This is a genomic window from Flavobacterium sp. (assembly GCF_047602195.1).
Lineage (GTDB): Bacteria > Bacteroidota > Bacteroidia > Flavobacteriales > Flavobacteriaceae > Flavobacterium.
The window spans coordinates 496,928-521,568 of sequence record NZ_JASGHW010000004.1; the positions used below are offsets into that span (position 1 = coordinate 496,928).

23 protein-coding genes are annotated in these 24,641 nt (G+C 48.2%); 15 read left to right on the plus strand and 8 right to left on the minus strand.

Annotated features, from left to right (window positions below):
• Window positions 1-5: 5 nt before the first annotated feature.
• From QM717_RS08590 to panC, 4 genes are read right to left on the minus strand one after another with little or no spacing between them, the layout of a single operon-like run.
• Window positions 6-1,148 (minus strand): alpha/beta hydrolase, encoded by a 1,143-nt coding sequence (locus QM717_RS08590; RefSeq protein WP_415036831.1) that lies wholly within the window; start codon window positions 1,146-1,148, stop codon window positions 6-8.
• Window positions 1,149-1,205: 57 nt separating this feature from the next.
• Entirely contained in the window at window positions 1,206-2,234 is a 1,029-nt protein-coding gene (locus tag QM717_RS08595) for a lysylphosphatidylglycerol synthase transmembrane domain-containing protein (RefSeq protein ID WP_415036833.1), read from the minus strand.
• 12 nt (window positions 2,235-2,246) lie between these two features.
• Window positions 2,247-2,597, minus strand: coding sequence for an aspartate 1-decarboxylase (gene panD / locus QM717_RS08600; protein ID WP_415036835.1), 351 nt, complete (start codon window positions 2,595-2,597; stop codon window positions 2,247-2,249).
• A 14-nt stretch (window positions 2,598-2,611) separates the two neighbouring features.
• On the minus strand, window positions 2,612-3,460 hold the full coding sequence (gene panC / locus QM717_RS08605) for a pantoate--beta-alanine ligase (RefSeq protein WP_415036837.1): 849 nt from the start codon (window positions 3,458-3,460) through the stop codon (window positions 2,612-2,614).
• A gap of 109 nt (window positions 3,461-3,569) precedes the next feature.
• Between panC and QM717_RS08610 the strand changes: the two genes are divergently transcribed.
• The 8 genes from QM717_RS08610 (at window position 3,570) to QM717_RS08645 (ending at window position 15,364) form a co-directional block, all read left to right on the plus strand.
• A complete protein-coding gene (locus tag QM717_RS08610) occupies window positions 3,570-4,376 on the plus strand; it encodes a glycogen/starch synthase (RefSeq protein WP_415036839.1) in 807 nt (268 codons plus the stop codon).
• A gap of 16 nt (window positions 4,377-4,392) precedes the next feature.
• A complete protein-coding gene (locus QM717_RS08615) occupies window positions 4,393-6,030 on the plus strand; it encodes a DUF4270 domain-containing protein (RefSeq protein ID WP_415036841.1) in 1,638 nt (545 codons plus the stop codon).
• A gap of 11 nt (window positions 6,031-6,041) precedes the next feature.
• Window positions 6,042-7,889, plus strand: coding sequence for a glutamine--fructose-6-phosphate transaminase (isomerizing) (glmS, locus tag QM717_RS08620; protein ID WP_415036843.1), 1,848 nt, complete (start codon window positions 6,042-6,044; stop codon window positions 7,887-7,889).
• A gap of 290 nt (window positions 7,890-8,179) precedes the next feature.
• Window positions 8,180-11,044 carry a carboxypeptidase-like regulatory domain-containing protein gene (locus QM717_RS08625; protein WP_415036845.1) on the plus strand — a complete coding sequence of 955 codons (2,865 nt, stop codon included), beginning with the start codon at window positions 8,180-8,182 and terminating at the stop codon, window positions 11,042-11,044.
• Window positions 11,045-11,077: 33 nt separating this feature from the next.
• Window positions 11,078-12,541 carry a G-D-S-L family lipolytic protein gene (locus QM717_RS08630; protein ID WP_415036847.1) on the plus strand — a complete coding sequence of 488 codons (1,464 nt, stop codon included), beginning with the start codon at window positions 11,078-11,080 and terminating at the stop codon, window positions 12,539-12,541.
• A gap of 241 nt (window positions 12,542-12,782) precedes the next feature.
• Window positions 12,783-14,291 carry a F0F1 ATP synthase subunit beta gene (gene atpD, locus QM717_RS08635; RefSeq protein ID WP_415036849.1) on the plus strand — a complete coding sequence of 503 codons (1,509 nt, stop codon included), beginning with the start codon at window positions 12,783-12,785 and terminating at the stop codon, window positions 14,289-14,291.
• Window positions 14,292-14,303: 12 nt separating this feature from the next.
• On the plus strand, window positions 14,304-14,585 hold the full coding sequence (locus QM717_RS08640; protein WP_415036851.1) for a F0F1 ATP synthase subunit epsilon: 282 nt from the start codon (window positions 14,304-14,306) through the stop codon (window positions 14,583-14,585).
• A gap of 254 nt (window positions 14,586-14,839) precedes the next feature.
• On the plus strand, window positions 14,840-15,364 hold the full coding sequence (locus QM717_RS08645; protein WP_415036853.1) for a hypothetical protein: 525 nt from the start codon (window positions 14,840-14,842) through the stop codon (window positions 15,362-15,364).
• Here QM717_RS08645 and QM717_RS08650 read toward each other — a convergent pair.
• Window positions 15,361-16,140, minus strand: a complete 780-nt coding sequence (locus QM717_RS08650; RefSeq protein WP_415036855.1) for a DUF3667 domain-containing protein — start codon at window positions 16,138-16,140, stop codon at window positions 15,361-15,363. The genes QM717_RS08645 and QM717_RS08650 overlap by 4 nt on opposite strands.
• A 6-nt stretch (window positions 16,141-16,146) precedes the next feature.
• Window positions 16,147-16,953: a DUF3667 domain-containing protein gene (locus tag QM717_RS08655; protein WP_415036857.1), complete on the minus strand. Its 807-nt coding sequence runs from the start codon at window positions 16,951-16,953 to the stop codon at window positions 16,147-16,149.
• A 103-nt stretch (window positions 16,954-17,056) separates the two neighbouring features.
• On the opposite strand from QM717_RS08655, the gene QM717_RS08660 reads away from it, so the two are divergent.
• Window positions 17,057-18,202 (plus strand): aminotransferase class I/II-fold pyridoxal phosphate-dependent enzyme, encoded by a 1,146-nt coding sequence (locus tag QM717_RS08660; protein WP_415036859.1) that lies wholly within the window; start codon window positions 17,057-17,059, stop codon window positions 18,200-18,202.
• Window positions 18,203-18,433, plus strand: coding sequence for a hypothetical protein (locus tag QM717_RS08665; protein WP_415036861.1), 231 nt, complete (start codon window positions 18,203-18,205; stop codon window positions 18,431-18,433).
• A gap of 5 nt (window positions 18,434-18,438) precedes the next feature.
• Here QM717_RS08665 and QM717_RS08670 read toward each other — a convergent pair whose 3' ends face one another.
• Window positions 18,439-19,515, minus strand: a complete 1,077-nt coding sequence (locus tag QM717_RS08670; protein WP_415036863.1) for an AI-2E family transporter — start codon at window positions 19,513-19,515, stop codon at window positions 18,439-18,441.
• 129 nt (window positions 19,516-19,644) lie between these two features.
• Here QM717_RS08670 and QM717_RS08675 point away from each other — a divergent pair, with 129 nt between their 5' ends.
• The 5 genes from QM717_RS08675 to bioA all read left to right on the plus strand — a co-directional run bounded on the left by QM717_RS08675 (window position 19,645) and on the right by bioA (window position 23,020).
• Window positions 19,645-19,851, plus strand: coding sequence for a hypothetical protein (locus tag QM717_RS08675; protein WP_415036865.1), 207 nt, complete (start codon window positions 19,645-19,647; stop codon window positions 19,849-19,851).
• 39 nt (window positions 19,852-19,890) lie between these two features.
• Window positions 19,891-20,391 carry an RNA polymerase sigma factor gene (locus tag QM717_RS08680; protein ID WP_415036867.1) on the plus strand — a complete coding sequence of 167 codons (501 nt, stop codon included), beginning with the start codon at window positions 19,891-19,893 and terminating at the stop codon, window positions 20,389-20,391.
• A complete protein-coding gene (locus QM717_RS08685; RefSeq protein ID WP_415036869.1) occupies window positions 20,381-21,001 on the plus strand; it encodes a hypothetical protein in 621 nt (206 codons plus the stop codon). The genes QM717_RS08680 and QM717_RS08685 overlap by 11 nt, the downstream gene beginning before the upstream one ends.
• A gap of 58 nt (window positions 21,002-21,059) precedes the next feature.
• Window positions 21,060-21,677, plus strand: coding sequence for a dethiobiotin synthase (gene bioD, locus QM717_RS08690; protein ID WP_415036871.1), 618 nt, complete (start codon window positions 21,060-21,062; stop codon window positions 21,675-21,677).
• A gap of 71 nt (window positions 21,678-21,748) precedes the next feature.
• The gene (gene bioA, locus QM717_RS08695; RefSeq protein ID WP_415036873.1) at window positions 21,749-23,020 is read left to right on the plus strand and encodes an adenosylmethionine--8-amino-7-oxononanoate transaminase; all 1,272 of its coding nucleotides are present in this window, start codon (window positions 21,749-21,751) and stop codon (window positions 23,018-23,020) included.
• On the opposite strand, the gene QM717_RS08700 is transcribed toward bioA, so the two are convergent.
• Window positions 23,017-24,633 carry a gliding motility-associated C-terminal domain-containing protein gene (locus QM717_RS08700; protein ID WP_415036875.1) on the minus strand — a complete coding sequence of 539 codons (1,617 nt, stop codon included), beginning with the start codon at window positions 24,631-24,633 and terminating at the stop codon, window positions 23,017-23,019. The genes bioA and QM717_RS08700 overlap by 4 nt on opposite strands.
• Between the last annotated feature and the right edge of the window lie 8 nt (window positions 24,634-24,641).

Sequence of the window (24,641 nt, forward strand, 5' to 3'; positions counted from 1 at the left end):
AGGGTTTACATGTTCTTGAGTTCGTCGGCCTTGTTGAGCATCATGTCTTTGGTCAGGTCGCCGATTTCCTCTTTCTGGAAAGCACTTTGGTACGCTTTGACCGCTTTCTTGAGGTCGCCTGTTTTTTCATACATTATGCCCATGTGGTAGTCCGACAGCATCGATCTTGGGTAATTCTTCTTGGCCAACGCGGCGAGTTGTTCGAATTCGCCATAGGCTTTGTTTTTAAGGATGGCCGCTTCAATCGCCTTGAAATCGTTGAGGCGGATCGGCAGTTTCATGCTCAGCGATTTTTCGATCACGTCATATTTCTTGACCAAATATTCGGTGTAACCCGAAGGCAGTACGACGATTTTCTGGTCGAATTCGGCCGTGGATATCGGTTGGTACACTTGAAAAAATTGGTACAAGGCGTTCGGAATCGAATGCAAAACGAGCGAATAATGCGAGGCGCCCTTGAATTCGTCGAACGAATAATTGAAAGTCGGCTTTTGGATTTTCTTGGCCTCGGCATCGAGTTTCAGGATGCGCTGCTGCATTTTCTTGACATCGCCATCGGCGGTCGATTGGTAGAAATAAATCGGTTTCTGGATGAGCTGGAACCTTTCGGGCAGTTGTTCCTCCATGCCTTTGGGCAATTCGGGGCTCATACAGATGTAGGCGTCGAAAAGCGGTTGGTCTTTGTACAGGTAAAAATTCATGAACCCGGCTGTGGTGTCGTGTCCGGCGATGATCTTGAACGGGGCTACGCGGTAATTCTTTTCGATGGCCGGGACGAGTTCCTGGCCGATGAATTCGAAAAATGCCTCACCGCTTTCGGCTGGAAGGCCGGTGGTTTCATCGACGGCACAGTCGGTGTAGCGCTCTTCTTTCTTGTTCTGGCTGATCCCGACGATGATCACTTCGGGCAAATCGTCCCAATAAGCGCCGTAGTTGAGCGCACCCTGGAACGGGTCAAACAGGTAATCGCCGTCGAGCAGGACGAGCAACGGGTATTTCTTGGTTTTGTTTTCGGCGTAGGAAGGCGGTAAACCGATGGTTATTTCGCGATCGCCGTTTAGTTTTTTCGAGGTTAAGATTTCTACTGTTTTTTGGGCTTCAACAGGGATTAAGCATAATAATGCGATGAATAAAAACAGGTTTTTCATTGAAAAGTTTTGTTGGTTATTTTTATTGGTTAATAAAATAAACCAGCAAGGTATGAATTATTTTCTTCGGTTGAATACGGGCAATAATAAAAATGAAAGTACGCCCATGACCAGTACCACGAGCATTTGGGAGGTCCATACGATCCAGCCGAAAGCCGTGCCGACTTCTTTAGAGATGGCATAAAACGAAAGGATTTGCGTAATCAGGAACGGATAAGACCCAAAGCCGCTGTTGGTAAAAGCAATCGCGATGCTTCCGACGACAAAAGAAGTGATGACGGCGTCTATTGAAAGGTGCGTGGTTTCGGTGAGGGTAAAAATGGTCACATAGAAAGTCAGGATGTAGGAACCCCAGATGAGTACCGTCTGGAAGAAATATTTCCATTTGTCCTTCATGTGGATCAGGCTGAAAAAACCTTCCTTGAGACCAGAAACCTGTTTCTTGAGCTTCAAGATCAAAGGCGATTTCGAATACATATAAACCAGCAAAAGTGCGGTAAAACCAAACACCCCTGAGATGGCCAAAATGACGAGTTTGTTGACCGGGATTTTATCAAGAATGAAAGCCTTGACGATATCGAATTGCAGGAAAAAGGCCAACAGCATGAATAGCGACAAAATAATCATGTCCACGATGCGTTCGGCGACGATGCTGCCAAATCCCTTGTCGAATGGGATGCCGTTGTATTTCTTGACGATGACCGCACGTGAGATTTCCCCCGATTTCGGGACGGTCAAATTGAGCAAATAACCAATGTTGACGGCCATGAAGTTGTTCGGAAACGTCGAAGTGTATCCCATGTGCTCGAGCGCATATTTCCAACGGTAGGCGCGCAGGGCATTTCCGAATATGGCGATGATGGCCGCGATGACAATGTACAGGTAATCGGCGTTTTTGAAATAGCCCTTGATGCTCTCGATCTGTTCGGGCGTAAACGACTGGTACGTATAAATGATCAGGTAAACGCCCAAAAGGATTGGCAGCAGGATCGACAACCATTTGCTGGCCTGGCTTTTGAAACTATTGCCAGTCGGTTGGGTCAATTCGTCGGTGCCGAGGTCTTCGGGTTGGGGATTTTCCTGCACAACAATCCAGGATTAGGTCAGGGAATTGTTTTTCTCATTCGGGAAAATGAGGCTTGGCCTGAAGTTTTTGGCCTCATCGATCGGCAACATTCCGTAAGCGATGATGATGATGATATCGCCTTGGTGTACCTTTCGGGCGGCCGGACCGTTGAGCGTAATTTCGCCACTGTTTCGGTTTCCCTTGATGACGTAAGTTTCCAGACGTTCGCCGTTGTTGACGTTGACGATGGAGACTTTTTCGCCTTCGATCAGGTTGGCGGCTTCCATGAGCGCTTCATCAATGGTGATGCTTCCGATATAATTCAAATCGGCGCCGGTTACGGTAACGCGGTGGATTTTAGATTTTACTACGTGAACTAACATGGGGCAAAGGTAAATTAATTTAGTGAAATGGTATCAATCAATCTGATTTTGTTAACAAATACGGCGATAAATGCGCGGTATTGACGGCCTTCGATTTTTTCGGTTATCGGCTCCAAAGTCGCTTCATCGGCGATTTCAAAATACTCGAGCTCAAATCCCGGGACATTGTCGAAAACATCAGTTACATAATCGGCAACCCGTTTGGCATTTTCCGTGCCAAAGCGCATTTTGGCAGCCTGCAACGTACGGTAGATGACAGCCGCATCGGCGCGCTCCTGGGCCGTGAGTCTTTCATTTCTCGAACTCATTGCGAGTCCGTTGGCTTCGCGGAAAATCGGGCAACCGATGACCTTGACGGGCATTTGCGCCTTCTCGACCATCTTCTTGACAATCTGCAATTGCTGGAAATCTTTCTCCCCGAAGTAGGCATTCGCAGGTTGTACAATTTCAAACAGTCTTTTGACAATCGTGCCGACCCCGTCAAAATGTCCTGGGCGGAATTTGCCTTCCATTTGGTTTTCGAGCCCGTCGAAATCGAAGTGCTGGGAAACGGTTTTGCCTTCGTAAATGTCATCTACGCTGGGCGCGAATACGATAATATTTGGATTGAGTTTTTCGATTTTAGCCACATCGCTTTCGAGCGTGCGCGGATACTTGGCGAGGTCTTCGGGATTGTTGAATTGGGTCGGGTTGACAAAAATACTGATGACCGTAAAATCGTTGTTTTGAAGCGATTCCTTGAGCAGTGACAAATGTCCTTGGTGCAGTGCGCCCATGGTTGGCACAAAGCCGATTGTGGTGTTGGCGGAAGAAACCGATTTCAGATGGGCGGACAATTCCACTTGCCTGTCGAAAATGCGCATGCAGAAATTATTTAAATAAGGTGCAAACTTAAGATTTTAGTAATTAACTGCGTAATTTTTTGTAATTTTGCCTGTTTTTTGTTGATAATAAGTAAAGTAAAAATTGGATATGGAGGATAAGAGGATATTGTACGTATCATCGGAGGTTGTACCTTATCTGGCTGAAAATGAGGTTTCTTTAATGTCGTATGATGTGCCAAAAATGATCAACGATCAGGGCGGGCAGATCAGGATTTTCATGCCGAGGTACGGTAATATTAATGAGAGAAGACACCAGTTGCACGAGGTGATTCGTTTGTCGGGAATGAATTTGGTCGTCAACGACCTCGACATGCCGCTCATCATCAAGGTGGCTTCGATTCCAAAGGAGCGCATCCAGGTTTATTTCATCGACAACGACGAATATTTCAAGCGCAAGGCCACGTTTACCGATGAGGAAGGCCAATTGTATCCGGACAACGACGAACGCGCGATCTTCTTTGCCAAAGGCGTAGTGGAAACGGTCAAGAAACTCAATTGGGTTCCGGACATCATCCACGTCCATGGCTGGCTCGCTTCGTTGCTTCCTATTTATATGAAGCACTATTATAAGGATGAGGCGCTTTTTGCCGATACCAAGATCGTGACTTCGGTGTATACGCCTTCATTTGAAGGGACGCTCGATATGGAAATGATCAACAAGGTCAAATTCGACGGCGTGCCCGAAGAAGCCATCTCGTTCCTCGAAACCCCGAATTACGAGAACATTCTCAAGACGGCCATCAACCACTCTGATGCAGTGATTGTTGCCTCGGAAGCACTCCCGGCAAGTTTAACAAAATTTATAGAAAGCTCGGGAAAACCTTTTTTACCTTTCGCCTCCAAAGACAAATTCGCCGAGGCTTACACGGCTTTTTACAAGAGCACGGTTTTATAAACAATTTATTTTACGCATGAACACCCATTCCTTTTTCAAGTTTTTTCTTTTTATTTTCACTGCAGCTTCATTGGTCTCCTGCGACAACGATTTCAATGAGATGGGCGCCAATATCGTAGGCAACGACAACTTCCTGCTCGAGGGCGATACTTATGAAGTTACAGCCTATACCCAGCCAATCGGTGCGGTACAGACTTCGGCTTTGGGCGTTCAGCAATTTGGGATTTACGATGACCCGGTATTCGGAACGACCACTGCGCATACGGTGGTGCAGGTCACATTGGCCACGATCAATCCGGAGTTCAAGTTTTCACCCGAGGTACAAAGCGTAGAGATGGCCATTCCGTATTTCAGCCATGTAACGCAAACCAATGCAACAGATGTGCCCGATACCTATGCGCTCGATTCGATTTGGGGCCCGGAAACGGGAAAGCTGGACCTCCAGATTTACCAATCGGATGTGTATTTGAGACCCGATCTTGAAAATGATGTGCTGACCAACGGCGGGCTCGAGAAATACTATTCCAACCAACTGGCCGATTTTACGACAGTGGGGCCGATGCTCAACAATGCCTTAGATGTCAAGCAGAATACCGCTTTCGTATTTGACAATGCCGGATCGATCGAAACCACGACAGACGGTTTGGGCAACCAGGTGAAAGTGGGGCCTAAAATGAAGATCCAACTCGACAAGACCGCTTTCCAAAACATGATGTTTGGTCCCCAGGCGGCGGGTAAATTTGTCAACAACAGTATATTTACCAATTACTTCCGCGGATTGCAGTTCAAGCTTGGCCGTTCGGGCGCTGCTGATCCCAGATTTGCCATGCTCAATTTTGCCGGCGGCACCATTACCGTGAAATACAAACAGAAACTGGAGGATGAGCCCGATGCGGAGGTCCAAGACAAAACATTGGTGTTTAAGCTCGGCAAATCGGTGAACCTGTTCGAATACCAATACAGCCCCGAATACCAGAATGTACTCGATGCCACGCCGAATCAAGCCGATGGCGATGAGAAACTCTACATCAAGGGCGGCGCCGGATCGATGGCGGTCATCGAGCTTTTCAAAAACGTGGATGAAATCAATGCACTCAGGGCGACCAAAGGCAAATGGCTCATCAACGATGCCAGCCTCAACTTTTTTGTAGAGGAAAATACCAATGCGTTACTCGGCAACAATGCGCCCAAACGATTGTACCTGTACGACCTCAATAATAAAAAGGTGTTGCTCGATTATACGATAGACCAGACGCAATCCACCAGCAATAAATACAACAAGTCGTCTTTCGGCGGAATCATCGATCGTGTTTCGAGCCAGCTTGGAACCCTGTACCGCATCCGCATCACCAACCACATCCGTACGTTGATTGCCCAGACATTGGATGAGGGCGAAACGGCCAAAACCGTAAGGCTTGGATTGGTAGTCACCGAGAATATTAACACTACATCGAATAAAAGCTTGTTTGTGCCTAAAGATTTAATTGATAATGATATATTTGGCCCCACAGAAGAGCAAAAGATTGATGTAGTACCGGCCATGTCTGCCGCGCATCCGTTCGGAACGGTGTTGTATGGAACCAATATCAGCCCGGGCAGTGCCAATTACGACAAACGACTGAGACTCACAATCCATTTTACAAAACCCAATTAATAATTTAGACTATGTGTGGAATTGTTGGATATATCGGATATAGGGAAGCGTATCCTATCGTAATCAAAGGTTTAAAAAGACTCGAATACAGAGGCTATGACAGTGCCGGCGTCATGGTATATGACGGCACCGATCTCAAACTGTCCAAAACCAAAGGGAAGGTTTCTGATCTCGAAGAAAAATCATTAAAAGAAATCACCACCGGTGGAACCATCGGGATCGGTCATACCCGTTGGGCGACGCATGGCGTGCCAAACGATGTGAACTCGCATCCGCACGTTTCCAATTCAGGAAACCTCGTGATCATCCACAACGGGATCATCGAGAACTACGAGCCGCTCAAGAAGGAATTGATCAAGCGTGGCTATGTGTTCCATTCGGATACCGATACCGAAGTGCTGGTCAACCTCATTGAGGAAGTCCAGAAAAAAGAAAACCTCAAACTCGGTAAGGCCGTACAAGTGGCCTTGAACCAAGTGGTGGGCGCTTACGCGATTTGCGTATTCGACAAGCAAAAACCAGATGAAATCGTGGCGGCCCGTTTGGGAAGCCCATTGGCGATCGGTGTGGGAAAAGACGAGTTTTTCGTCGCTTCGGATGCTTCGCCTTTCATCGAATACACGGCCAATGCAATTTACCTCGAGGATGAGGAAATGGCCATCGTTCGTTTGAACAAGCCGCTCAAAATCAGAAAAATCAAGGACGACTCTATCGTCGACCCATACATCCAGGAACTCCAGATGAACCTCGAGCAGATCGAAAAAGGCGGTTACGACCACTTCATGCTCAAGGAAATCTACGAGCAGCCGAATGTTATTAAAGATACCTACCGCGGTCGTCTGCATGCCAACGAAGGCATCATCCAAATGGCGGGCGTAGAAGACAACCTCGAGAAATTCCTCAACGCAGACCGTATCCTGATCGTGGCTTGCGGAACTTCATGGCACGCCGGACTCGTAGCGGAATACATTTTTGAAGAATTCACGAGAATTCCGGTAGAAGTGGAGTACGCTTCGGAATTCCGTTACAGAAACCCGATCATCAACCCAGGCGATGTGGTCATCCCGATTTCACAATCAGGGGAAACCGCCGATACTCTGGCTGCGATCAAACTCGCCAAGGAAAAAGGCGCCTTCGTGTTTGGGGTTTGCAACGTGGTCGGTTCGTCGATTTCTAGAGAAACACATGCCGGGGCTTATACCCACGCCGGACCAGAAATCGGGGTGGCATCGACCAAGGCATTTACCACACAAATTACCGTGTTGACGATGATTGCACTTCGTTTGGCCAAAGCCAAAGGGACGTTGTCAAACTCTGATTTCCACCGTTATTTGCAGGAACTCGAAATCATTCCGGAGAAAGTCGCCGAAGCTTTGTTGACCAATGATGTAACCAAAAATATCGCGGCCAAATTCAAGGATTCGCCGAACTGTCTGTACCTCGGAAGGGGCTACAACTTCCCGGTGGCTTTGGAAGGCGCGCTCAAATTAAAAGAGATTTCGTACATCCACGCCGAAGGTTATCCGGCTGCCGAGATGAAACACGGCCCGATTGCCTTGATCGACGAATCGATGCCGGTCATTGTCATCGCCCCGAAACAAGGGCATTACGACAAAGTGGTCAGCAACATCCAGGAAATCAAGTCACGCAGCGGTAAGATCATCGCCGTAGTGACCAAAGGCGATACCCAGGTACGCGAATTGGCCGACTATGTGGTGGAAATTCCGGATACTTCGGATGCTTTGTCCCCGTTGTTGACGACGATTCCGTTGCAATTGCTGTCTTACCATATTGCGGTGATGCGCGGATGCAACGTCGATCAGCCTAGGAACTTGGCCAAATCGGTGACAGTAGAATAAAAATTTAGATTCAATAATAAAGAAAGCGGGATTTGTTCCCGCTTTTTTTATGCTTTTCGCAGTCTGTGATTTTTGTCATTAATATAATTTTTGCAGCATTTAATATGTATGCATAGTATTTTTTACAGGTTTAGAATCAAAACGTTAGAAAAAATTTAAAATTTATTTAATATCAAATAATTAACAAACGATTAAATTTTTTAACAAATCCGAAGTTTTTTTAACTGTTTTTTATAAATATTAAAAATATTTGTATTTTGGCTTATCATAAACCAACAAAATTCTAACCCATGAAAATGTACTTATTTATTTTGTCATTGTTTTTCTGTGGCTTTACTTATGCACAGACTACAGTAACAGGGTCGGTTACAGACGCTAAGAGTCAGCCGGTTCCGGGAGCGAACGTAAAAGTGGTCGGCGACAATGCCGGTACGATTACCGACAACGACGGAAACTTCACGCTGACGGTGTCGCAAAATCCGCCTTTCACGGTCGAAGTGTCCAGCCTTGGATACGGATCCAAAACGGTGCAGGTGCAATCCAATAACCAAAAGGTGAGCGTTGTGCTGAGCGACCAGGAAAACAAGCTTGATGAAATCGTGGTTTCTGCCTCAAGAACGCCGGAAAGGGTCATCGAATCCCCGGTCACCATTGAGCGCATGAGCCAACAGCAAATCAAGACCACGACTTCGGCTTCGTATTATGACGGACTCGAAAACCTCAAAGAAGTACATTTCAACACGAGCAGCTTGTCGTTCAAGTCGATCAATACCCGCGGTTTCTCGACCGTGGCCAACACGCGTTTCATGCAACTCGTTGACGGAATGGACAACTCTTCGCCAGCCTTGAATTTTGTGTTGGGCAACCTGATCGGTATCTCCGAGCTTGATGTGGCCAATGTCGAAATCCTTCCGGGCGCCTCATCGGCTTTGTACGGTGCGAACGCCTTCAACGGAATTTTGTTCATGAACAGCAAGAGCCCGTTCTTGAACCAAGGCATCAGCACTTACATCAAATACGGCCAAACCACACAGGATGTAGCCGGAACCAATGATTATTGGGATGTGGGCATCCGTGCGGCACATGCGTTTACCAAGCATTTCGCGGCCAAGGCCAACTTCACTTTCCTCAAGGCGACCGAATGGATCGCCGATGACAACCGCAACGTACAGGATGCGGGCATTCTTGAAAACCCGAACGCAATCGGACATACTGCCAACCTCAATTACGACGGGTTGAACGTATACGGAGACGAGGCTTCAACGAACATCAAAGGCGTAGGCCGTGCTTTGGCCGAAATGGGATTGTTGCCCAATCCGGACCTCGTGAACCTTTTGCCCGATACCAACGTCAGCCGTACCGGCTACCGCGAAATGGACATGAGCGACAACAAGATCAAGAACGTAAAGGCCGATTTCTCGTTGCATTTCAAGCCATGGGCCAATGATTTCGAAATCATCCTCCAGAGCAAAATCGGGACAGGAAATACCATCTACCAAGGAGCCAACAGATACTACCTCAAAAACTTCTACATGAACCAGAACAAGATTGAGGTCAAGAACGACCGCTTTTTTGTACGTGCGTACATGACCAACGAAGATGCCGGGGATTCTTATGACATGCGTTTTGCTGCCTTGGCCGTCAACAACAAATGGAAACCCAACAACAACTGGTTCGGGGAATATGCCGGAGCTTACATCCAGGCGACATTGAACGGACAAACACCGGCCGCTTCGCATGCGATCGCTAGATCGGTAGCCGATACGGGAAGATTCTTGCCGGGTTCGGCTGATTTCAAGTCGGCTTTGGCCACGGTAATCGACGACCCGAATTTGCAAACCGGTGCCAAGTTCATCGACCATTCCCAGCTTTGGCATGCCGATGGAAACTACAACTTCAAGAATGAGATCAAGTTCGCCGAAGTTCAGGTGGGCGGATCTTACCGCAAATACGTGATGGATTCAGAAGGAACCATCTTCACCGATTTCGACGGCCCGATCAAATACGACGAATACGGTGCCTATGCGCAACTCGTCAAAAAATTCCTCGCCGAGGATCGTTTGAAATTGACCGCTTCGGTGCGTTACGACAAGAGCCAGAATTTCGATGGGTTCTTCTCTCCAAGAATTGCGTTGGTGTATTCTGCGGGCGCTTCGAAAATCCACAACTTCCGTTTGTCTTACCAAACCGGTTTCAGAAACCCAACTACACAAGACCAGTACATCGGATTGGATTTGGGGCCATACGCCTTGATCGGTTCGGCACCGGACAACTTGAGCCGTTATGAGGAATTCCGTCCAATCAGCCAGGCTGCCCAAGACCAGCAGGCTTCTATTGGTACACAAGCGAGATTGACCGGGGAAGACGCCTACAACGATTCGTTCACGATCCAGTCGGTTCAGGCTTATCGCGCGGCAGTGGCGGCAGGAAACACCGATGCAGCCCTGTTGCTCCAAAAAGCGAGCATCAATTTGGTGGAGCCAGAGCGCGTGCAGGCTTTCGAACTCGGATACCGTTCGGTGGTCAACAACGATTTGTCGGTTGACATCAATGGTTATTACAATATTTACAACGACTTCCTGAACCAATCACGCGTGTACACGCCATTGTATGGAACCGTTGGCGAAAGAACTTCGGGCGGTACGATCTTGACCTCTGTCGATGCGGTGAACAACGGCGATTTGAGAACCTTCCAGGTGTACTCGAATTCAAAGACACAAGTAACTTCGGTTGGTTTCGGTATCGGATTGTCTAAAAAAGTATACCGGAATTTCGAATTGGGCGTGAGCTACAACCACGCACAATTTGAATACGACGAAGACAAAGACCCAGATTTCATCCCGGGCTTCAACACCCCAAAACACCGCGTGAAAGCGATGTTGGGCAATGACAGCGTGGTGAAAACGGGCTCGTTCGTTTTCGGTTTCAACACCAACGTGAGATGGAGCGACGAATACCTGTGGCAATCTTCTTTCGCCGATGGTATCGTTCCTGAAAATACGGTAGTCGATGCGCAGCTTACTTTCGGTTTGCCAAAACTCAAATCGTTGATCAAGGTAGGTGCGAACAATTTGTTCGGCGAAGATTACCTCCAAGTAATCGGTGCGGGTAAAATTGGCCAACAGTGGTTTGCCTCTTTGACCATCAATCCCTAATCCATATCAGTTTAATATAAAATATCTAGCATCATGATAAAGAATTTCAAATGGCTGTTGTTGGTTTCGTTGACCTTCGCGGCATGTAACAGCGACGATGATGAAACGGTAGCACCGGTGGTCATCACTTCGGGCTCGGCCAACTTTGCGAATTATGTCGCCCTGGGCGATTCGTTCGCGGCAGGATACAGCGACGGTGCGCTTTTCGCGGCCGGTCAGCAAAACGCTTACCCGAACCTTTTGGCGCAGCAGTTTGCCTTGGCCGGTGGCGGTGAATTTACCACGCCGTTTATGGCCGATAATTACGGCGGATTTGCTTCGGGCGGCATGCAGGTTCCACAGTTTCCGGTGCGCTTGTATTTCAATGCCGATGCAGGAGCGCCGATGAGTGTTCCTGGAGCTTCAACGACAGAGCTGACCGATCATCTTTCGGGACCATTCAACAACATGGGGATTCCGGGGGCCAAAAGTTTCCATTTGGCCGCGCCGGGTTATGCGACTTTGAATCCATATTTTGGAAGATTTGCGTCTTCTGCTTCTGCAACCGTCATCGCCGATGCCATGGCGCAGGATGCTACTTTCTTCTCACTGTGGATTGGCGGCAACGATGTATTGAGCTATGCCATGTCGGGCGGTACGGGAGTTTACCAGGAAGGGAACATCGATCCGTCTACCTATGGGCCAAACGACATCACCGATCCGGGTGTATTTGCGGCTACTTATTCGGGCTTGGTCAACGGGCTTACCTCGAATGGGGCCAAAGGTGTGGTGGCCAATTTGCCGTACATCAACGCTTTGCCTTTCTTTACGACCGTACCGCACAACCCGCTTCCGCTAGATGCGACGACAGTTGGTTTGTTGTTGGGACCGGCGGCTTACGGGCCTTACAATGCAGGGCTTGACCAAGCGCAAAGTTTTGGATTGATCTCGGTTGCGGAAAGAGACCGCAGAAAAATCTCCTTCACGGCCGGTCCTGGAAACAGGGTGGTCATTGAGGACAGTTACCTGACCAATTTGAGTGGTCTCGGACTGCCTTCTTACCGTCAGGCTACCGACGAGGATTTGATCGTGTTGCCGGCGAGAACCTTTATCGGAACCATGGTAGGCGGTAATCCAATGCTTGTCAATGGGGTTTCGGTTCCATTGGCCGACAACTGGGTATTGTCAAAAGAAGAGATTGCCGAAGTCAAGGAAGCGACCGATGCGTACAACACGACAATCCAATCGGTTGCCACGGCCAAAGGATTGGCTTTTGTAGATACCAAAGCCATCATGGAACAGCTCATGACCGAAGGCATCGTCAAGGATGGTTACACGCTCAATTCCGATTACGTGACCGGCGGCGCCTTCTCATTGGACGGCATCCACCCGAGTCCGCGCGGTTATGCATTGATCGCAAACCTGTTTGCCGAAGCCATCAATGCGAAATACGGGTCGAACCTTCCGATGAAGAACATGCGCGATTTCCGTATCCTGTACCCGAAATCTTTAGAATAACAGAAAAGCGAATATTTAAAAGGCCGTTGCATTGCGATGGCCTTTTTTATTTTAAGGCGTTTGCAATAGTTTCCTAAGCATTATTTTAGGATATCAGACAATACTGCAAAAAGCCAATATTTTTTTATCAAAAAATTATTGATTTTATATTTTAAAAAATTATCTTTGCACTCGGAAAAAAGTGGGTCAATCGGCTGCTTTTTTCCCAAACCTAAATAGCTATTTAATAAATACATAAGCAATGTCGAAAGTAATAGGAAAAGTTGCGCAGATTATCGGTCCGGTAGTTGACGTGGTGTTCAGCGGGGATGTTGAGCTTCCAAAAATTTATGATTCATTAGAAATCACTAAAAAAGACGGTACCTTGTTGGTACTTGAAGTACAATCGCACATCGGTGAAAACGCCGTACGTACCATCTCGATGGATTCCACCGACGGACTCAGCCGTGGTGCCGAAGTAGTCGGAACCGGTGCGCCCATCCAAATGCCAATCGGCCCGGATGTTTACGGACGTCTGTTCAACGTAATCGGTGACGCTATCGACGGTTTGGGCGATTTGCCAAAATCAGGAAACGACGGGATCTCTATCCACCGTCCGGCTCCTAAATTCGAAGAATTATCAACTTCAACAGAAGTCTTGTTTACAGGTATCAAAGTAATCGACTTGATCGAGCCTTACGCCAAAGGAGGAAAAATCGGTCTCTTTGGTGGTGCCGGTGTAGGTAAGACGGTATTGATCCAGGAGTTGATCAACAATATTGCAAAAGGCCACGGTGGTCTTTCGGTATTCGCAGGAGTAGGCGAGAGAACCCGTGAAGGAAACGACTTGTTGCGCGAGATGTTGGAATCAGGCATTATCAAATACGGTGAAGCCTTTATGCACTCGATGGAAGCAGGCGGCTGGGATTTGTCTAAAGTGGACAAAGCTGGTATGCGCGATTCCAAAGCGACTTTCGTATTCGGACAGATGAACGAACCACCTGGAGCACGTGCACGTGTGGCTTTGTCAGGTTTGTCAATCGCAGAATATTTCCGTGACGGAGCAGGTTCAGACCAAGGAAAAGACGTTTTGTTCTTCGTGGACAACATCTTCCGTTTTACACAGGCAGGTTCTGAGGTATCGGCACTCTTGGGTCGTATGCCATCTGCGGTAGGTTACCAACCGACATTGGCAACAGAAATGGGTGCGATGCAAGAGCGTATTACTTCTACCAACAAAGGTTCGATCACATCGGTACAGGCGGTTTACGTACCTGCGGATGACTTGACCGACCCGGCACCGGCAACAACCTTTGCCCACCTCGATGCTACAACCGTATTGTCACGTAAGATTGCCGAGCTTGGTATCTACCCGGCGGTAGATCCACTCGATTCAACTTCACGTATCTTGACCCCGCACATCTTGGGCGACGAGCACTACAACTGTGCGCAACGCGTAAAAGAGATCCTCCAAAAATACAAGCAATTGCAAGACATCATCGCGATCCTCGGTATGGAAGAATTGTCAGAAGACGACAAACTCGCCGTAGCCCGTGCGCGTCGTGTACAACGTTTCTTGTCACAACCGTTCCACGTAGCCGAGCAGTTTACCGGTATCCCAGGGGTTTTGGTAGACATCAAAGACACCATCAAAGGATTCAACATGATCATCGACGGTGAACTCGATCACTTGCCAGAGGCGGCTTTCAACTTGAAAGGAACCATTGAAGACGCGATCGAGGCAGGACAAAAAATGTTGGCGGAAGCTTAATAATTCAAAAATATGACTTTAGAAATCGTATCACCGGAAACCTCGTTGTTCTCAGGACAAGTCAACTCAGTGACCTTGCCCGGAGTCGACGGAAGTTTCCAGATTTTGAACCACCACGCGCCCATCGTTTCAATCCTCAAAGCCGGTGTGATTAAAATCGGGGCCGACAGCTTTACATTCAGCAAAGAAGCCGCACCGAAATTCACGAAGGTAGACGAGAAGAATTACACGCTCGCGATCCATTCGGGAACGATTGAAATGAATGACAACAAAGTGATTGTTTTGGTCGACTAAGACCAATCAAATGATAAGATAAAGCCTGACGAGAGTCGGGCTTTTTTTATGGGCGTTCCGGCTTCGCAAGCTCCGCCGTCGCGTTTTCCGTTGCAATCTTTTTGCACTACGCTAGCGCTACGTGAAGATTTCCCTTCGCTGCGCTACGGGTAATCCAAAAAGGATTTCCACTGCAACCGCTAACGCGGCTCTGTGTTCAAAATCTAAATCATTTATAAAGACGGCCATTCCATTGGTTTTGCTATTTTTGGAGCATGGAAGAACAGCAATACGAACTCGTCGTGTCATCAGGCGACCGGCCGTTGGGCAAAACCATCTTGGCCGCCGGGATGTTTACCGCCGTGCTGTATTTGCTGTATGAAATCGTCTCGTTGTGCTGGCAAAACCAAGCCATCCTGCTCAATCCAAAGTTTCTGGCCGGTTACCTCGAACTGATCGGGATTTTCCTCTCGGGCGGCGTTTACTTTTCGATGACCAAAACCGTGTTGATCGACACCGACCAGGACCAATTGATTTCGAGGTTTGCCATCGGGCCGTTTACCAAGAACATCATCACCAAAGTACCGCAACTCGATTACGTTTCGGTGTTCAAGAATTCCAAGGACCTTTACGAGGTCAACCTTTGGTACTACCGCAACAAGCATTACAAGATGTGCGTCTTCGGCGACAAGAAGCCCGCCTTCGGATTCGCAGAAATGGTGTCCGACAAACTCAAGCTCGATATTCTCGACGCCACCGAAAGCGGCAATTCCAAGTGGGTGGAAAGGGAGCCTGTCTAAAATGCCCCGAACATATAAAACATCACGATAAGTCCCACAAAAATAAATACCGAGGCAATCGCCGAAAAACTCGCCACATAAGCCCGCATGCGCATGCGGTTGCCCATAAAGCGGTAATAGAACCAAGAGAAATAGAACAACTGCAGCAGCAAAGTGAGCCAATAAATGTAGTTCACATCCCATTTGAAAATCAGGTTTACAAGTGAGATTACCACAAAGACCAGCGTGCAGAACCCGTACATGAACATCCCTGCAATCAGGTGTTCGGTGAAATTGTACGGCTGCCTGCGGTAGAACAACCAAAAGATGAACGCCATGATGGGCAACATCACCAGTACGGTCTTATTCGAATTGTGCTTGATGAAATCGATCGCCTCGACTTGGCGGTTGTACACCTTAAGGAAGGCTTCCTTTTGCTCGGGCGTCTGGATGCGGTACGCTTTCATGGCTTGCTCGCGCGCCATATCGGGGCGGTCGCTGGTTTCATCGACGTTGATCGCGAATAAATTCAATGCGGCTACGATCAGGAAGAAATTGAGCGGCGGAAAATATTTCTTGCGTTTGCCCTCGACGTATTCGCGCGCAATCGTACCGCCTTTAATTACCAAATCGCGGATGAGCTGGAAAAATCCCTTGTCGGCATGCGTAAAATAATGGATGCCTTCATGCACGACCTCGTGCATCGAGAGCCGGTGCAAATGCGTTTTCTGGCTGCATTTGGGGCAATAATCGTAATCGGGCTGCAATGCGACGGTACAGTTTTTACAATTTTCCATAAGCACTTAATTTAACAATCCGCCAAAACCCGAGGTGATGTAGAACCGAACCAGTGAACCCGATACGACGGCCCAAATCACTAAATTCAAAAAACTCACGCCCAATGCCTTGGCAAACTGCCACTTGTTCGTCTTTTGCAGAAAGCCATAATAAAACACGGCGAAATAAATCAATTGCAACAAAAAGAACAGCCCAATGGCCGGCTCGCCCTTAAAACCAAACGCAAACGAAAGCGGCATGATCACCAACGCATACACCAAAAGGCAAATGCCGGTCATGTAAATTCCCGCCACCAAATGTTCGATGTAATTGTATTTGTTTTTTCTGTAGAACAGCCAAAAGATGAGCGCTGTCAAGGGAAGCGAACACATCGCCATCAAGTTCGAATACTTGCTCGTAAACCGCGCCGCCTTATCGTCGCGCTGGTATACCGCAATGGTGTGCTGGCGTTTCACGGGATCCTCAATTTTGTTGATTTCGGGATGCTGCTGGATGACATCGGCCTTTTCCTGTGGCGTGCCCTGCATCGAGACAAAAACAAACACCGCGGCGATGATCAGGAAAAAATTAAGCGGCGGGAAATACTTCTTGCGTCTGCCGTTGACGTATTCATAGGCCACCAAACCGCGTTTGGTAAACAAGTCGCGGATCAGTTGCAACAACCCTTTGTCGGCGTGCGTGAAATAATGAACCGCCTCGTGCACGATGTCGTGAAAGGACAGCCGGTGCAGTTGGGTTTTCTGGCTGCAATTCGGACAATAGTTATAACGTTCCGAATAAGAAGTGTCGCAGTTTTTACAAATCGCTTCCATAAGATTGGGTGATGTCGTTGGTTTGGTTAGTCTACTGGTGTACTGCAAGATACAAATTCCAACGATTCGCAAATCATAGCCCACGATTTTCTACATTTGTACCATGGCAAAATTACCGACGGCACTTCAGGACAAATTGAATAAACGGACGCAGGAAGCGGCCTTGCGCCAACTCCCTGTCGCCAACTCCCTGGTCGATTTTGCCTCCAACGATTACCTTGGATTTTCGCGCCGCGAAGCGATTTTCGACCAAACCCACCAATTGCTGCTCGACCGCAATATCAAGACCAACGGCGCGACCGGATCGAGACTGATTTCAGGAAACCATCCGCTGTATGCCGAAACCGAAAACCACGTCGCCCGATTCCACGGCAGTGAAACCGCGCTCATTTTCAATTCGGGTTACGATGCCAATGTGGGTTTTTTCAGCTCGGTGCCGCAAAAGGGCGATTTTATTTTGTACGATGAATTGTGCCATGCCTCGATCCGCGACGGCATCAAGATGAGCAACGCCAAATCCTATAAATTCATCCACAACGATTTCGAGGATTTGCAGCGATTGATCGGGAAATGTGTTGGCGGAAATGCCGCAATCTATGTCGCTACCGAATCGGTGTTCTCGATGGACGGCGATTGCCCGAACCTCGAGGAACTGGCGCAGCTTTGCGAAAAATACCACGCGCATCTGGTCATCGACGAGGCGCACGCATTGGGTGTTTTCGGAAACCAGGGCCGCGGGTTGGTTGCCGAACACCGGTTGCAATCGAAAGTTTTTGCCACGATCGTAACGTTCGGGAAAGGGCTCGGTTGCCATGGGGCGGCGGTTTTGTGTTCGACCGAATTGCAATCGTATCTCATCAATTTTGCACGCAGTTTTATCTACACGACCGGGCTTTCACCGCATGCGGTCGCCAATATTTTAACGGCTTACCAACACCTGGAATCGAATCCGGAAGCGCTCGAATCCTTGCGCAACAACATCATCCATTTCAACCAGCAGAAAAATTTGCTGGGCCTCAAACCGATGTTCGTCCACAGCAAATCGGCAATCCAATGCGCAATCATCCCCGGGAATGAAAAGGTGAAAAAAGTAGCGAATCAATTGCGTGAAAGCGGGTTTGATGTCAAGGCTATTCTTTCGCCCACCGTTCCCGAAGGTCAGGAACGACTGCGCATTTGCTTGCACAGTTACAATACCGAAAGTGAAATTTCGGGTTTACTGCAAACGCTAGCCCAATTGATTTTTTAAATGACGAAAGATTTTGACTGGATGACATCCATTGCTGCGATTGTAATTGGCATTGCATTGTTGGTGTACCAAATCCACAAGCAACAAACCGCCGTAGCCAAAGATGATTCGCCCTATACAATGAGAGAGCACCAATTAAAAATGGAGTCACGGTTTACGGTTTATTTGTTGGCAATAGGGATGATTTTTTTTGGAGCAATTTCCATATTGAAGGAATTGGAGCTCTTGTAAACCGGTTAAGTTTTCTTACTGAACCACTTTTGGTTTTCTTCGCCGAATAAATACGCATATGGCTCCAGGTCCGGGCTCAATTCGAACAGTTTTTTCAAAATCGCAATCGTCGGGATGATCAAGATCATGCCCACGATGCCCCAAATGGCCCCGCCGATCAATAGCCCGAGAAAAGTGATGAACGCATTGAGGTTGACATTGGCGCCGGTAATCCTCGGCGTGAGCCAACTGCTTTCCATGAACTGGATCAGCGTAAAAGCAATCACGACGGCAAACGGATAAAACAAATTGTCTTTGGTAATCAACGCGAAAAAGAACGGCAAAAGTGCGCCCATAAAAGGGCCGACATATGGAATGATGTTGAGCATGCCGGCCAACATCCCAAAGAAAATGGCGTGCTTGATGCCGAGCGCAAACAAGACGGCCGTATTGACGACACCCAAAATGAGCATGACTTTTCCGGCCCCGATGATATAAGAATACACGACTTTGCGGATTGAGGCGATGTGTTCGAGCAGGATTTTATTGCGCTGTTTTTCGAAAACCTTGGTCACGAAAACGGCAAAATGGTCGCGGTAGATGAGCAGGAAAAAAATAAAAACCGGCAACAACAACATGTTCGGTAGAGTCCCGAGCGTCATCATGACCAATTCGCGGAGATTGGTATTGCCCGAATTAATGAAGGCGATGATTTTTTTCATGTCCAAGCCAAACCGCATCCCCAGATCGATTCCGCAAAAATCGAGGACCGACTGGTTGATGCTGATGACGAGTTTATTCAAATTGTCTTCCACATCCGACTCGAAATCCTGCGTAAAGTTTTGCAATTGGGTGACCACGAAATACAGAAAAGCCGCAATGCAAACCGTGATGAGCAGCAACGCGATAAAAGCGGCGAGCGAACGCGGGATTTTCCAGCCTTCGAGTTTATTGCAAAACGCCGTCATGAGCATCGCGATGTAGCCCGATACCATCAGCGGTACCAAGATCGGCTTGGCCATGATCATGAAGAATACGATGATGATGATCAGCAGCGAAATGTAGACCGCCTTGATGTAGGATGGAACGTTGGTTAAGGTCATGTGTTTGATTTTCAAAGCTTTTTCAAATGTAGCCCATTCCACTGCATGGTGTTTTACAACAAAAATAAAAATCATTGTAACGTTTCGCGATTTGTTTTACTGACAAGCCGTAACCAAAAAATCAAAATCATGAAACCCATCCATCCCTCAAAAAACGAAACAGTTCAATTTTCTTCTACCCAAATGTGCCTGCTGTTCCTGGCCACTTTCGGTATCGGCTACGCACTGGTCAAGAGTTACAAAGTGGCGGCTTTTGAAAACAGTTCGATTATTTTGATCTGTGCCGGCGTAGCGGTCATCGCCGGAATCTGCAGAAGGGTATATGCCCAAAAATAATCCACCGAAAGCGTATCTTTAGCCACCAAACCAACCCCATTGGAACAAGAACAGGAATTTCTAGCCAGGATCAAAGCCCACCAAGGCATTCTGTACAAAATCTCGAAGATGTACATGGACCACCGTGACGATCAGGAAGATTTGTTCCAGGAAATCATTTGCCAATTGTGGAAAAGTTATGGCACATTCCGCGGCGAAAGCCAGTTCTCGACCTGGATGTACCGCGTGGCGGTCAACACGGCAATCGCATTTTTCAAGCAGGAAAAGAAAAAACCCGACCGCTACGCCATCACGACCGAGAACATCCGTGAACCCGACGACGAATCGGCCCTGAAGGAATTGCAGCTCCGGCATTTTTACGAGGCGCTGCACAAACTCGAAAAGATTGAAAAAGCATTGGTTTTTTACCATCTGGAAGGTTATTCGCACAAGGAAATCGGGGAAAACCTCGGGATTTCGGAAGGCAATGCCCGAGTGAAACTCAACCGCGCCAAGAACAAATTAAAAGAAATCATAGAAAAACAAGGATATGAATTTTGACGACCTACAATCAGCCTGGAAAAATGACAGCGGAAAAGGCGGCCCGATTCCGGATAGCATAGCCAAAATCAAGTCGGCCAACCTGCCGCTCGACAAGGTTCGGAAGAATCTGCGCAACGAATTTTTCTACCAGATCATCGCCATTGTCTGGATCGGTTTCTTGCCGATGTATCCTAAATTCATTGCCGCGCTCGACTTCTGGTTCTATATTTTCTACACCATGTTCGTGTCGATCTCGGGCTACTTCCTGGTCAAGCTCTATTTGTTCTACAAGCGCATCAACAACCAGGACCTGAGCACCAAGGATGCGCTTTACGAGACCTATTACGACATCCGGCTCAGCATCGAACTCTACAAGACTTTTACCTATTCGCTGATGCCGTTTGTGCTGATTTTCTTTGGGATGTTTGTCCTGAGCTTGAACCAAGGCGCCTTTGAGCAGATGATCGAAACGGGCGATTTCCCCAAAAGCGTCGGCTACCAGTTCGCGTTTGGGTTTATTGTGGCGATGCTGACCATTGGGTTTGTCACCGAACTCTGGACGCATTCATTCTACGGAAAATACGCCAAGGAAATCCGAAAAGTGATCGACCAGCTCAAGGAAGAATAGTTTTTAAGACAGAAAACGATTCGAATTCGGTATTTTTGTATTCCACAATTGAATACCCATGAAATTATTTGTCACCGGAATTTCCACCGATGTCGGCAAGACCATCGCCGCGGCCATCCTGACCCAGGCGCTCGAGGCCGATTACTGGAAACCGATCCAGGCCGGGGATTTGCAACATTCCGACAGCCATAAAATCCAAAAACTCATCTCCAATTCCAAAACGCAGATCTTCGAAAATAGCTATGCGTTGCACACGCCCGCGAGTCCGCATCTCGCAGCGGAAATCGATGGGATTGTCATCGAACTGGAAAACATCAAGGAACCGAAAACCATAAACCACCTCGTCATCGAAGGCGCGGGCGGTATTTTTGTCCCGATCAACAACGAACAAACCATCGCCGATTTGATCCGGCCCGATTACCAGATCGTGGTCGTTTCGCGGCATTACCTGGGCAGCATCAACCATACATTGCTCACGATTGAAGCGTTGCAAAATCGAAAGGTCAACATCGCGGGAATCATCTTCAGCGGCAATGAAAATGCGTCTACCGAAAAAATCATCCTCGACAAAACCCAAGTAAAAATGATTGGACGAATCGAAGAAGAACCGTATTTCGACCAAAATGTCATCGCCGAATATGCCGATTTGTTTCGGGAAAAATTGTTGGAGATTTAAAGAACCAAGAACCAAGAGCCAAGACCGCGCTCCTAAGAGGTCTTGGTTCTTGGCTCTACTAGTCTAAAAATATGAACTTAATAGAAAAAGACCAGCAATACCTGTGGCATCCGTACACCCAACACAAAACCGCAGCGCCGCCGATCGCAATTACCAAAGGCGAAGACGCCTTGTTGTGGGATGAAAACGGCAAGGAATACCTCGATGCGATCGCGTCCTGGTGGGTCAATCCGTTTGGGCATTCCAATCGGTTCATCGCCGATGCGATTTACAAACAACTCACGTCTTTAGAGCATGTGCTTTTTGGCGGATTTACGCACGAACCGGCCGTTCAAGTCGCCGAAAAACTGATGGAAATCTTACCGTCCAACCAGCAGAAAATTTTCTTTTCCGACAATGGTTCGACCGCGGTCGAAGTCGCGATCAAGGTTGCCCTGCAGTATTTTTTCAACCAAGGCGAAAAGCGCAAGACGATCATCGCTTTTGAAAATGCTTTCCACGGTGATACGTTTGCCGCGATGGCCGCGAGCGGAATTTCGTTTTATACGATGGCGTTCAAGGGCATGTTCATCGATGTGGTCCGGATTCCGGTGCCAATAAGAGGACAGGAGCAGATCAGTTTCGATGCACTTGAACTCGTGATCAACAATTACAACTGCGCCGCCTTTATCTTCGAACCGCTCGTGCAAGGCGCGGCCGGAATGGTCATGTATGCACCCGAAAGTTTAGACAAGCTCATCCAAATTTGCCAATCCAACGGCGTGCTCACGATTGCCGATGAAGTCATGACGGGTTTCGGCAAAACGGGAAAAACATTTGCGTGCGATTATCTGCACACCCAACCCGATATGATGTGTTTGTCCAAAGCGCTCACGGGCGGCACGATCCCGATGGCCATCACGACGTTTACACAGGAATTGTTCGACGGTTTTTACAGCGACGACATCAACAAGGCGTTGTTCCACGGGCATACGTTTACGGCCAACCCGACCGGTTGTGCGGCGGCTTTGGCCAGTATCGAACTGCTGCAAACCGAGGCGATGCAACAGCACATTCAGCGCATCAACCAAAGTCATTTGGGATTCCAAAAGCGCATCGGACAACATCCGAAAGTCAAGACGGCACGGACGCTCGGCGTGATTTTCGCGCTCGAAATCGAAACCGGAGACGACTCGAGTTATTATGGCTCGATCCGTACGAAACTCTACAATTTCTTCATCGAGAATGGTGTAATCCTGCGTCCCGTGGGCAATATCGTTTACATTCTGCCGCCTTATGTCATGACCGATGCACAATTGCAAAAAGTTTACGAAACCGTCGAAAGGGCGTTAGAGATCGTCTAGATTTCGCGCTGCAGATACACCCAGCCCGTTTTCGATTCGCCATTCTCAAAGAAGATGACGTAATAATAGGTCGCCGTCGGCAATGATTTGCCTTTGTCGGTCTGGCCTTTCCATTCGTTGAGGTAATGCGCCTTCGAATACACATTGACCCCATAGCGGTTGAAAATCTTGACCTGGCTGATGCTGCCGATGCCCGTCAGGTCGAAACTGTCGTTGCTGCCGTCGCCATTGGGAGAAATGCCACGCGGAATCATGCCGTTCGGGGCCACGGGCACAGTAGGATCGGTCAACGTGACCATTATAGTGCTTTTACAACCGCTGCCGTTGATGGCCGACACCGCATAAGTCCCGGCGGGGAGGTTTTCAAAATGGGGCAGGAATACGAATTCGCCTTCGTCGAGTTGGTAGATGATGGTGTTTGAAATGGGAGCATTGATCGTGATTGATCCGTTGCTGCCGCCGATGGTAGTTGGGTTGGCCACGGTAACGATCGGTGTCGGGGGATTTTGGAAAACGACAATCGGGATTGTATTGGAGTTAAAAGAGCAATTTCCATTGATGGTCTGCGCCACGCAATAAAACGAACCACTGTCCATATTCTCGGAAGTATTGATGTGCAAGGTTGGCGTATTGGTTCCCGAAAAAATACTGTTGTTGGCCAAAGCGACCGGTTGCGTGTTGACCATTTGCATCCATTGGTAGTTGTAGGTCGCCGTATTTGGATCGGTAACCGACAAGCCAATGGTTTCTCCTTCACAAACCGCGGTGTTTCCTTCTATCGTTAAATCTGGGGCTTGCGCACCGATGTTGGCCTCGAGCATGTAATGGGTGCAAACCGAGCAATCGGCTACAAAATTCCCTATGATTTGGGCAGGCGAACAAGATTGCGTTACTGTAACCACAGAACCGTTCGGGTTGGCATTGGCCACGAGATTCGACGGCGTCCACTCCCAATGTCCGCCCGGAGGTGTATTGGCGACCGTGATGGTATTTCCGGCCACAGTTAAGGTGGGCGCAGGACGTACTTCTTCCACTTTAAGGGTAAACGTATTCATGCTGTATTGGTCTACCGGCGTCGGCGCATGCACGAGCATGTACGGAAAAACCCAAACCTTGTTGTAATTGTTGTTGGCCGTAAACGTAAAGGTGTAATCGGTTTCGACCTGATCGACCGCATGCCAGGCGGCGATGACCTGATTGACGGGATTCTCCGGAATAAAGAATTGGCCGTTGGTCGCCTGGATGTAAAAAAGCGCGTCGGGATTTTCATAACCCAATGATCCCGGCGGATTTTCGGTGCGGATCCGGATGCACAATTTGTATTGCTTGCCGCTTTCAAAATTGAAGCAGGTATAAATGCCTTCGCCGCCACCGCCATACGACCACAACCAAACACTGCTCGCGCCCGGAGTGGGCGAACCATGCGAGGTATACCACGAAGATTTCATGTAAAGGTATTCGTCGGCCGAGGGCGGATCCATATTGTCAAGACCGGAGTTTTCGATGCAGTTGGGTGGATTGGCGCAACTGACGTCGGCCGGGGAAAGGAGTTTGGAATTTTGCGCAGCAGCACTGTTCAGTACCAAGCCAAATAAGAGAAACCAATTTTTCATAGCGAATG

Coding starts and splice junctions, on each gene's coding strand:
- QM717_RS08590 (WP_415036831.1), bottom strand. CDS start 1,148: ATGAAAAACCTGTTTTTATTCATCGCATTATTATGCTTAATCCCTGTT.
- panD (WP_415036835.1), bottom strand. CDS start 2,597: ATGTTAGTTCACGTAGTAAAATCTAAAATCCACCGCGTTACCGTAACC.
- panC (WP_415036837.1), bottom strand. CDS start 3,460: ATGCGCATTTTCGACAGGCAAGTGGAATTGTCCGCCCATCTGAAATCG.
- QM717_RS08610 (WP_415036839.1), top strand. CDS start 3,570: ATGGAGGATAAGAGGATATTGTACGTATCATCGGAGGTTGTACCTTAT.
- QM717_RS08615 (WP_415036841.1), top strand. CDS start 4,393: ATGAACACCCATTCCTTTTTCAAGTTTTTTCTTTTTATTTTCACTGCA.
- glmS (WP_415036843.1), top strand. CDS start 6,042: ATGTGTGGAATTGTTGGATATATCGGATATAGGGAAGCGTATCCTATC.
- QM717_RS08625 (WP_415036845.1), top strand. CDS start 8,180: ATGAAAATGTACTTATTTATTTTGTCATTGTTTTTCTGTGGCTTTACT.
- QM717_RS08630 (WP_415036847.1), top strand. CDS start 11,078: ATGATAAAGAATTTCAAATGGCTGTTGTTGGTTTCGTTGACCTTCGCG.
- atpD (WP_415036849.1), top strand. CDS start 12,783: ATGTCGAAAGTAATAGGAAAAGTTGCGCAGATTATCGGTCCGGTAGTT.
- QM717_RS08640 (WP_415036851.1), top strand. CDS start 14,304: ATGACTTTAGAAATCGTATCACCGGAAACCTCGTTGTTCTCAGGACAA.
- QM717_RS08645 (WP_415036853.1), top strand. CDS start 14,840: ATGGAAGAACAGCAATACGAACTCGTCGTGTCATCAGGCGACCGGCCG.
- QM717_RS08650 (WP_415036855.1), bottom strand. CDS start 16,140: ATGGAAAATTGTAAAAACTGTACCGTCGCATTGCAGCCCGATTACGAT.
- QM717_RS08655 (WP_415036857.1), bottom strand. CDS start 16,953: ATGGAAGCGATTTGTAAAAACTGCGACACTTCTTATTCGGAACGTTAT.
- QM717_RS08660 (WP_415036859.1), top strand. CDS start 17,057: ATGGCAAAATTACCGACGGCACTTCAGGACAAATTGAATAAACGGACG.
- QM717_RS08665 (WP_415036861.1), top strand. CDS start 18,203: ATGACGAAAGATTTTGACTGGATGACATCCATTGCTGCGATTGTAATT.
- QM717_RS08670 (WP_415036863.1), bottom strand. CDS start 19,515: ATGACCTTAACCAACGTTCCATCCTACATCAAGGCGGTCTACATTTCG.
- QM717_RS08675 (WP_415036865.1), top strand. CDS start 19,645: ATGAAACCCATCCATCCCTCAAAAAACGAAACAGTTCAATTTTCTTCT.
- QM717_RS08685 (WP_415036869.1), top strand. CDS start 20,381: ATGAATTTTGACGACCTACAATCAGCCTGGAAAAATGACAGCGGAAAA.
- bioD (WP_415036871.1), top strand. CDS start 21,060: ATGAAATTATTTGTCACCGGAATTTCCACCGATGTCGGCAAGACCATC.
- bioA (WP_415036873.1), top strand. CDS start 21,749: ATGAACTTAATAGAAAAAGACCAGCAATACCTGTGGCATCCGTACACC.
- QM717_RS08700 (WP_415036875.1), bottom strand. CDS start 24,633: ATGAAAAATTGGTTTCTCTTATTTGGCTTGGTACTGAACAGTGCTGCT.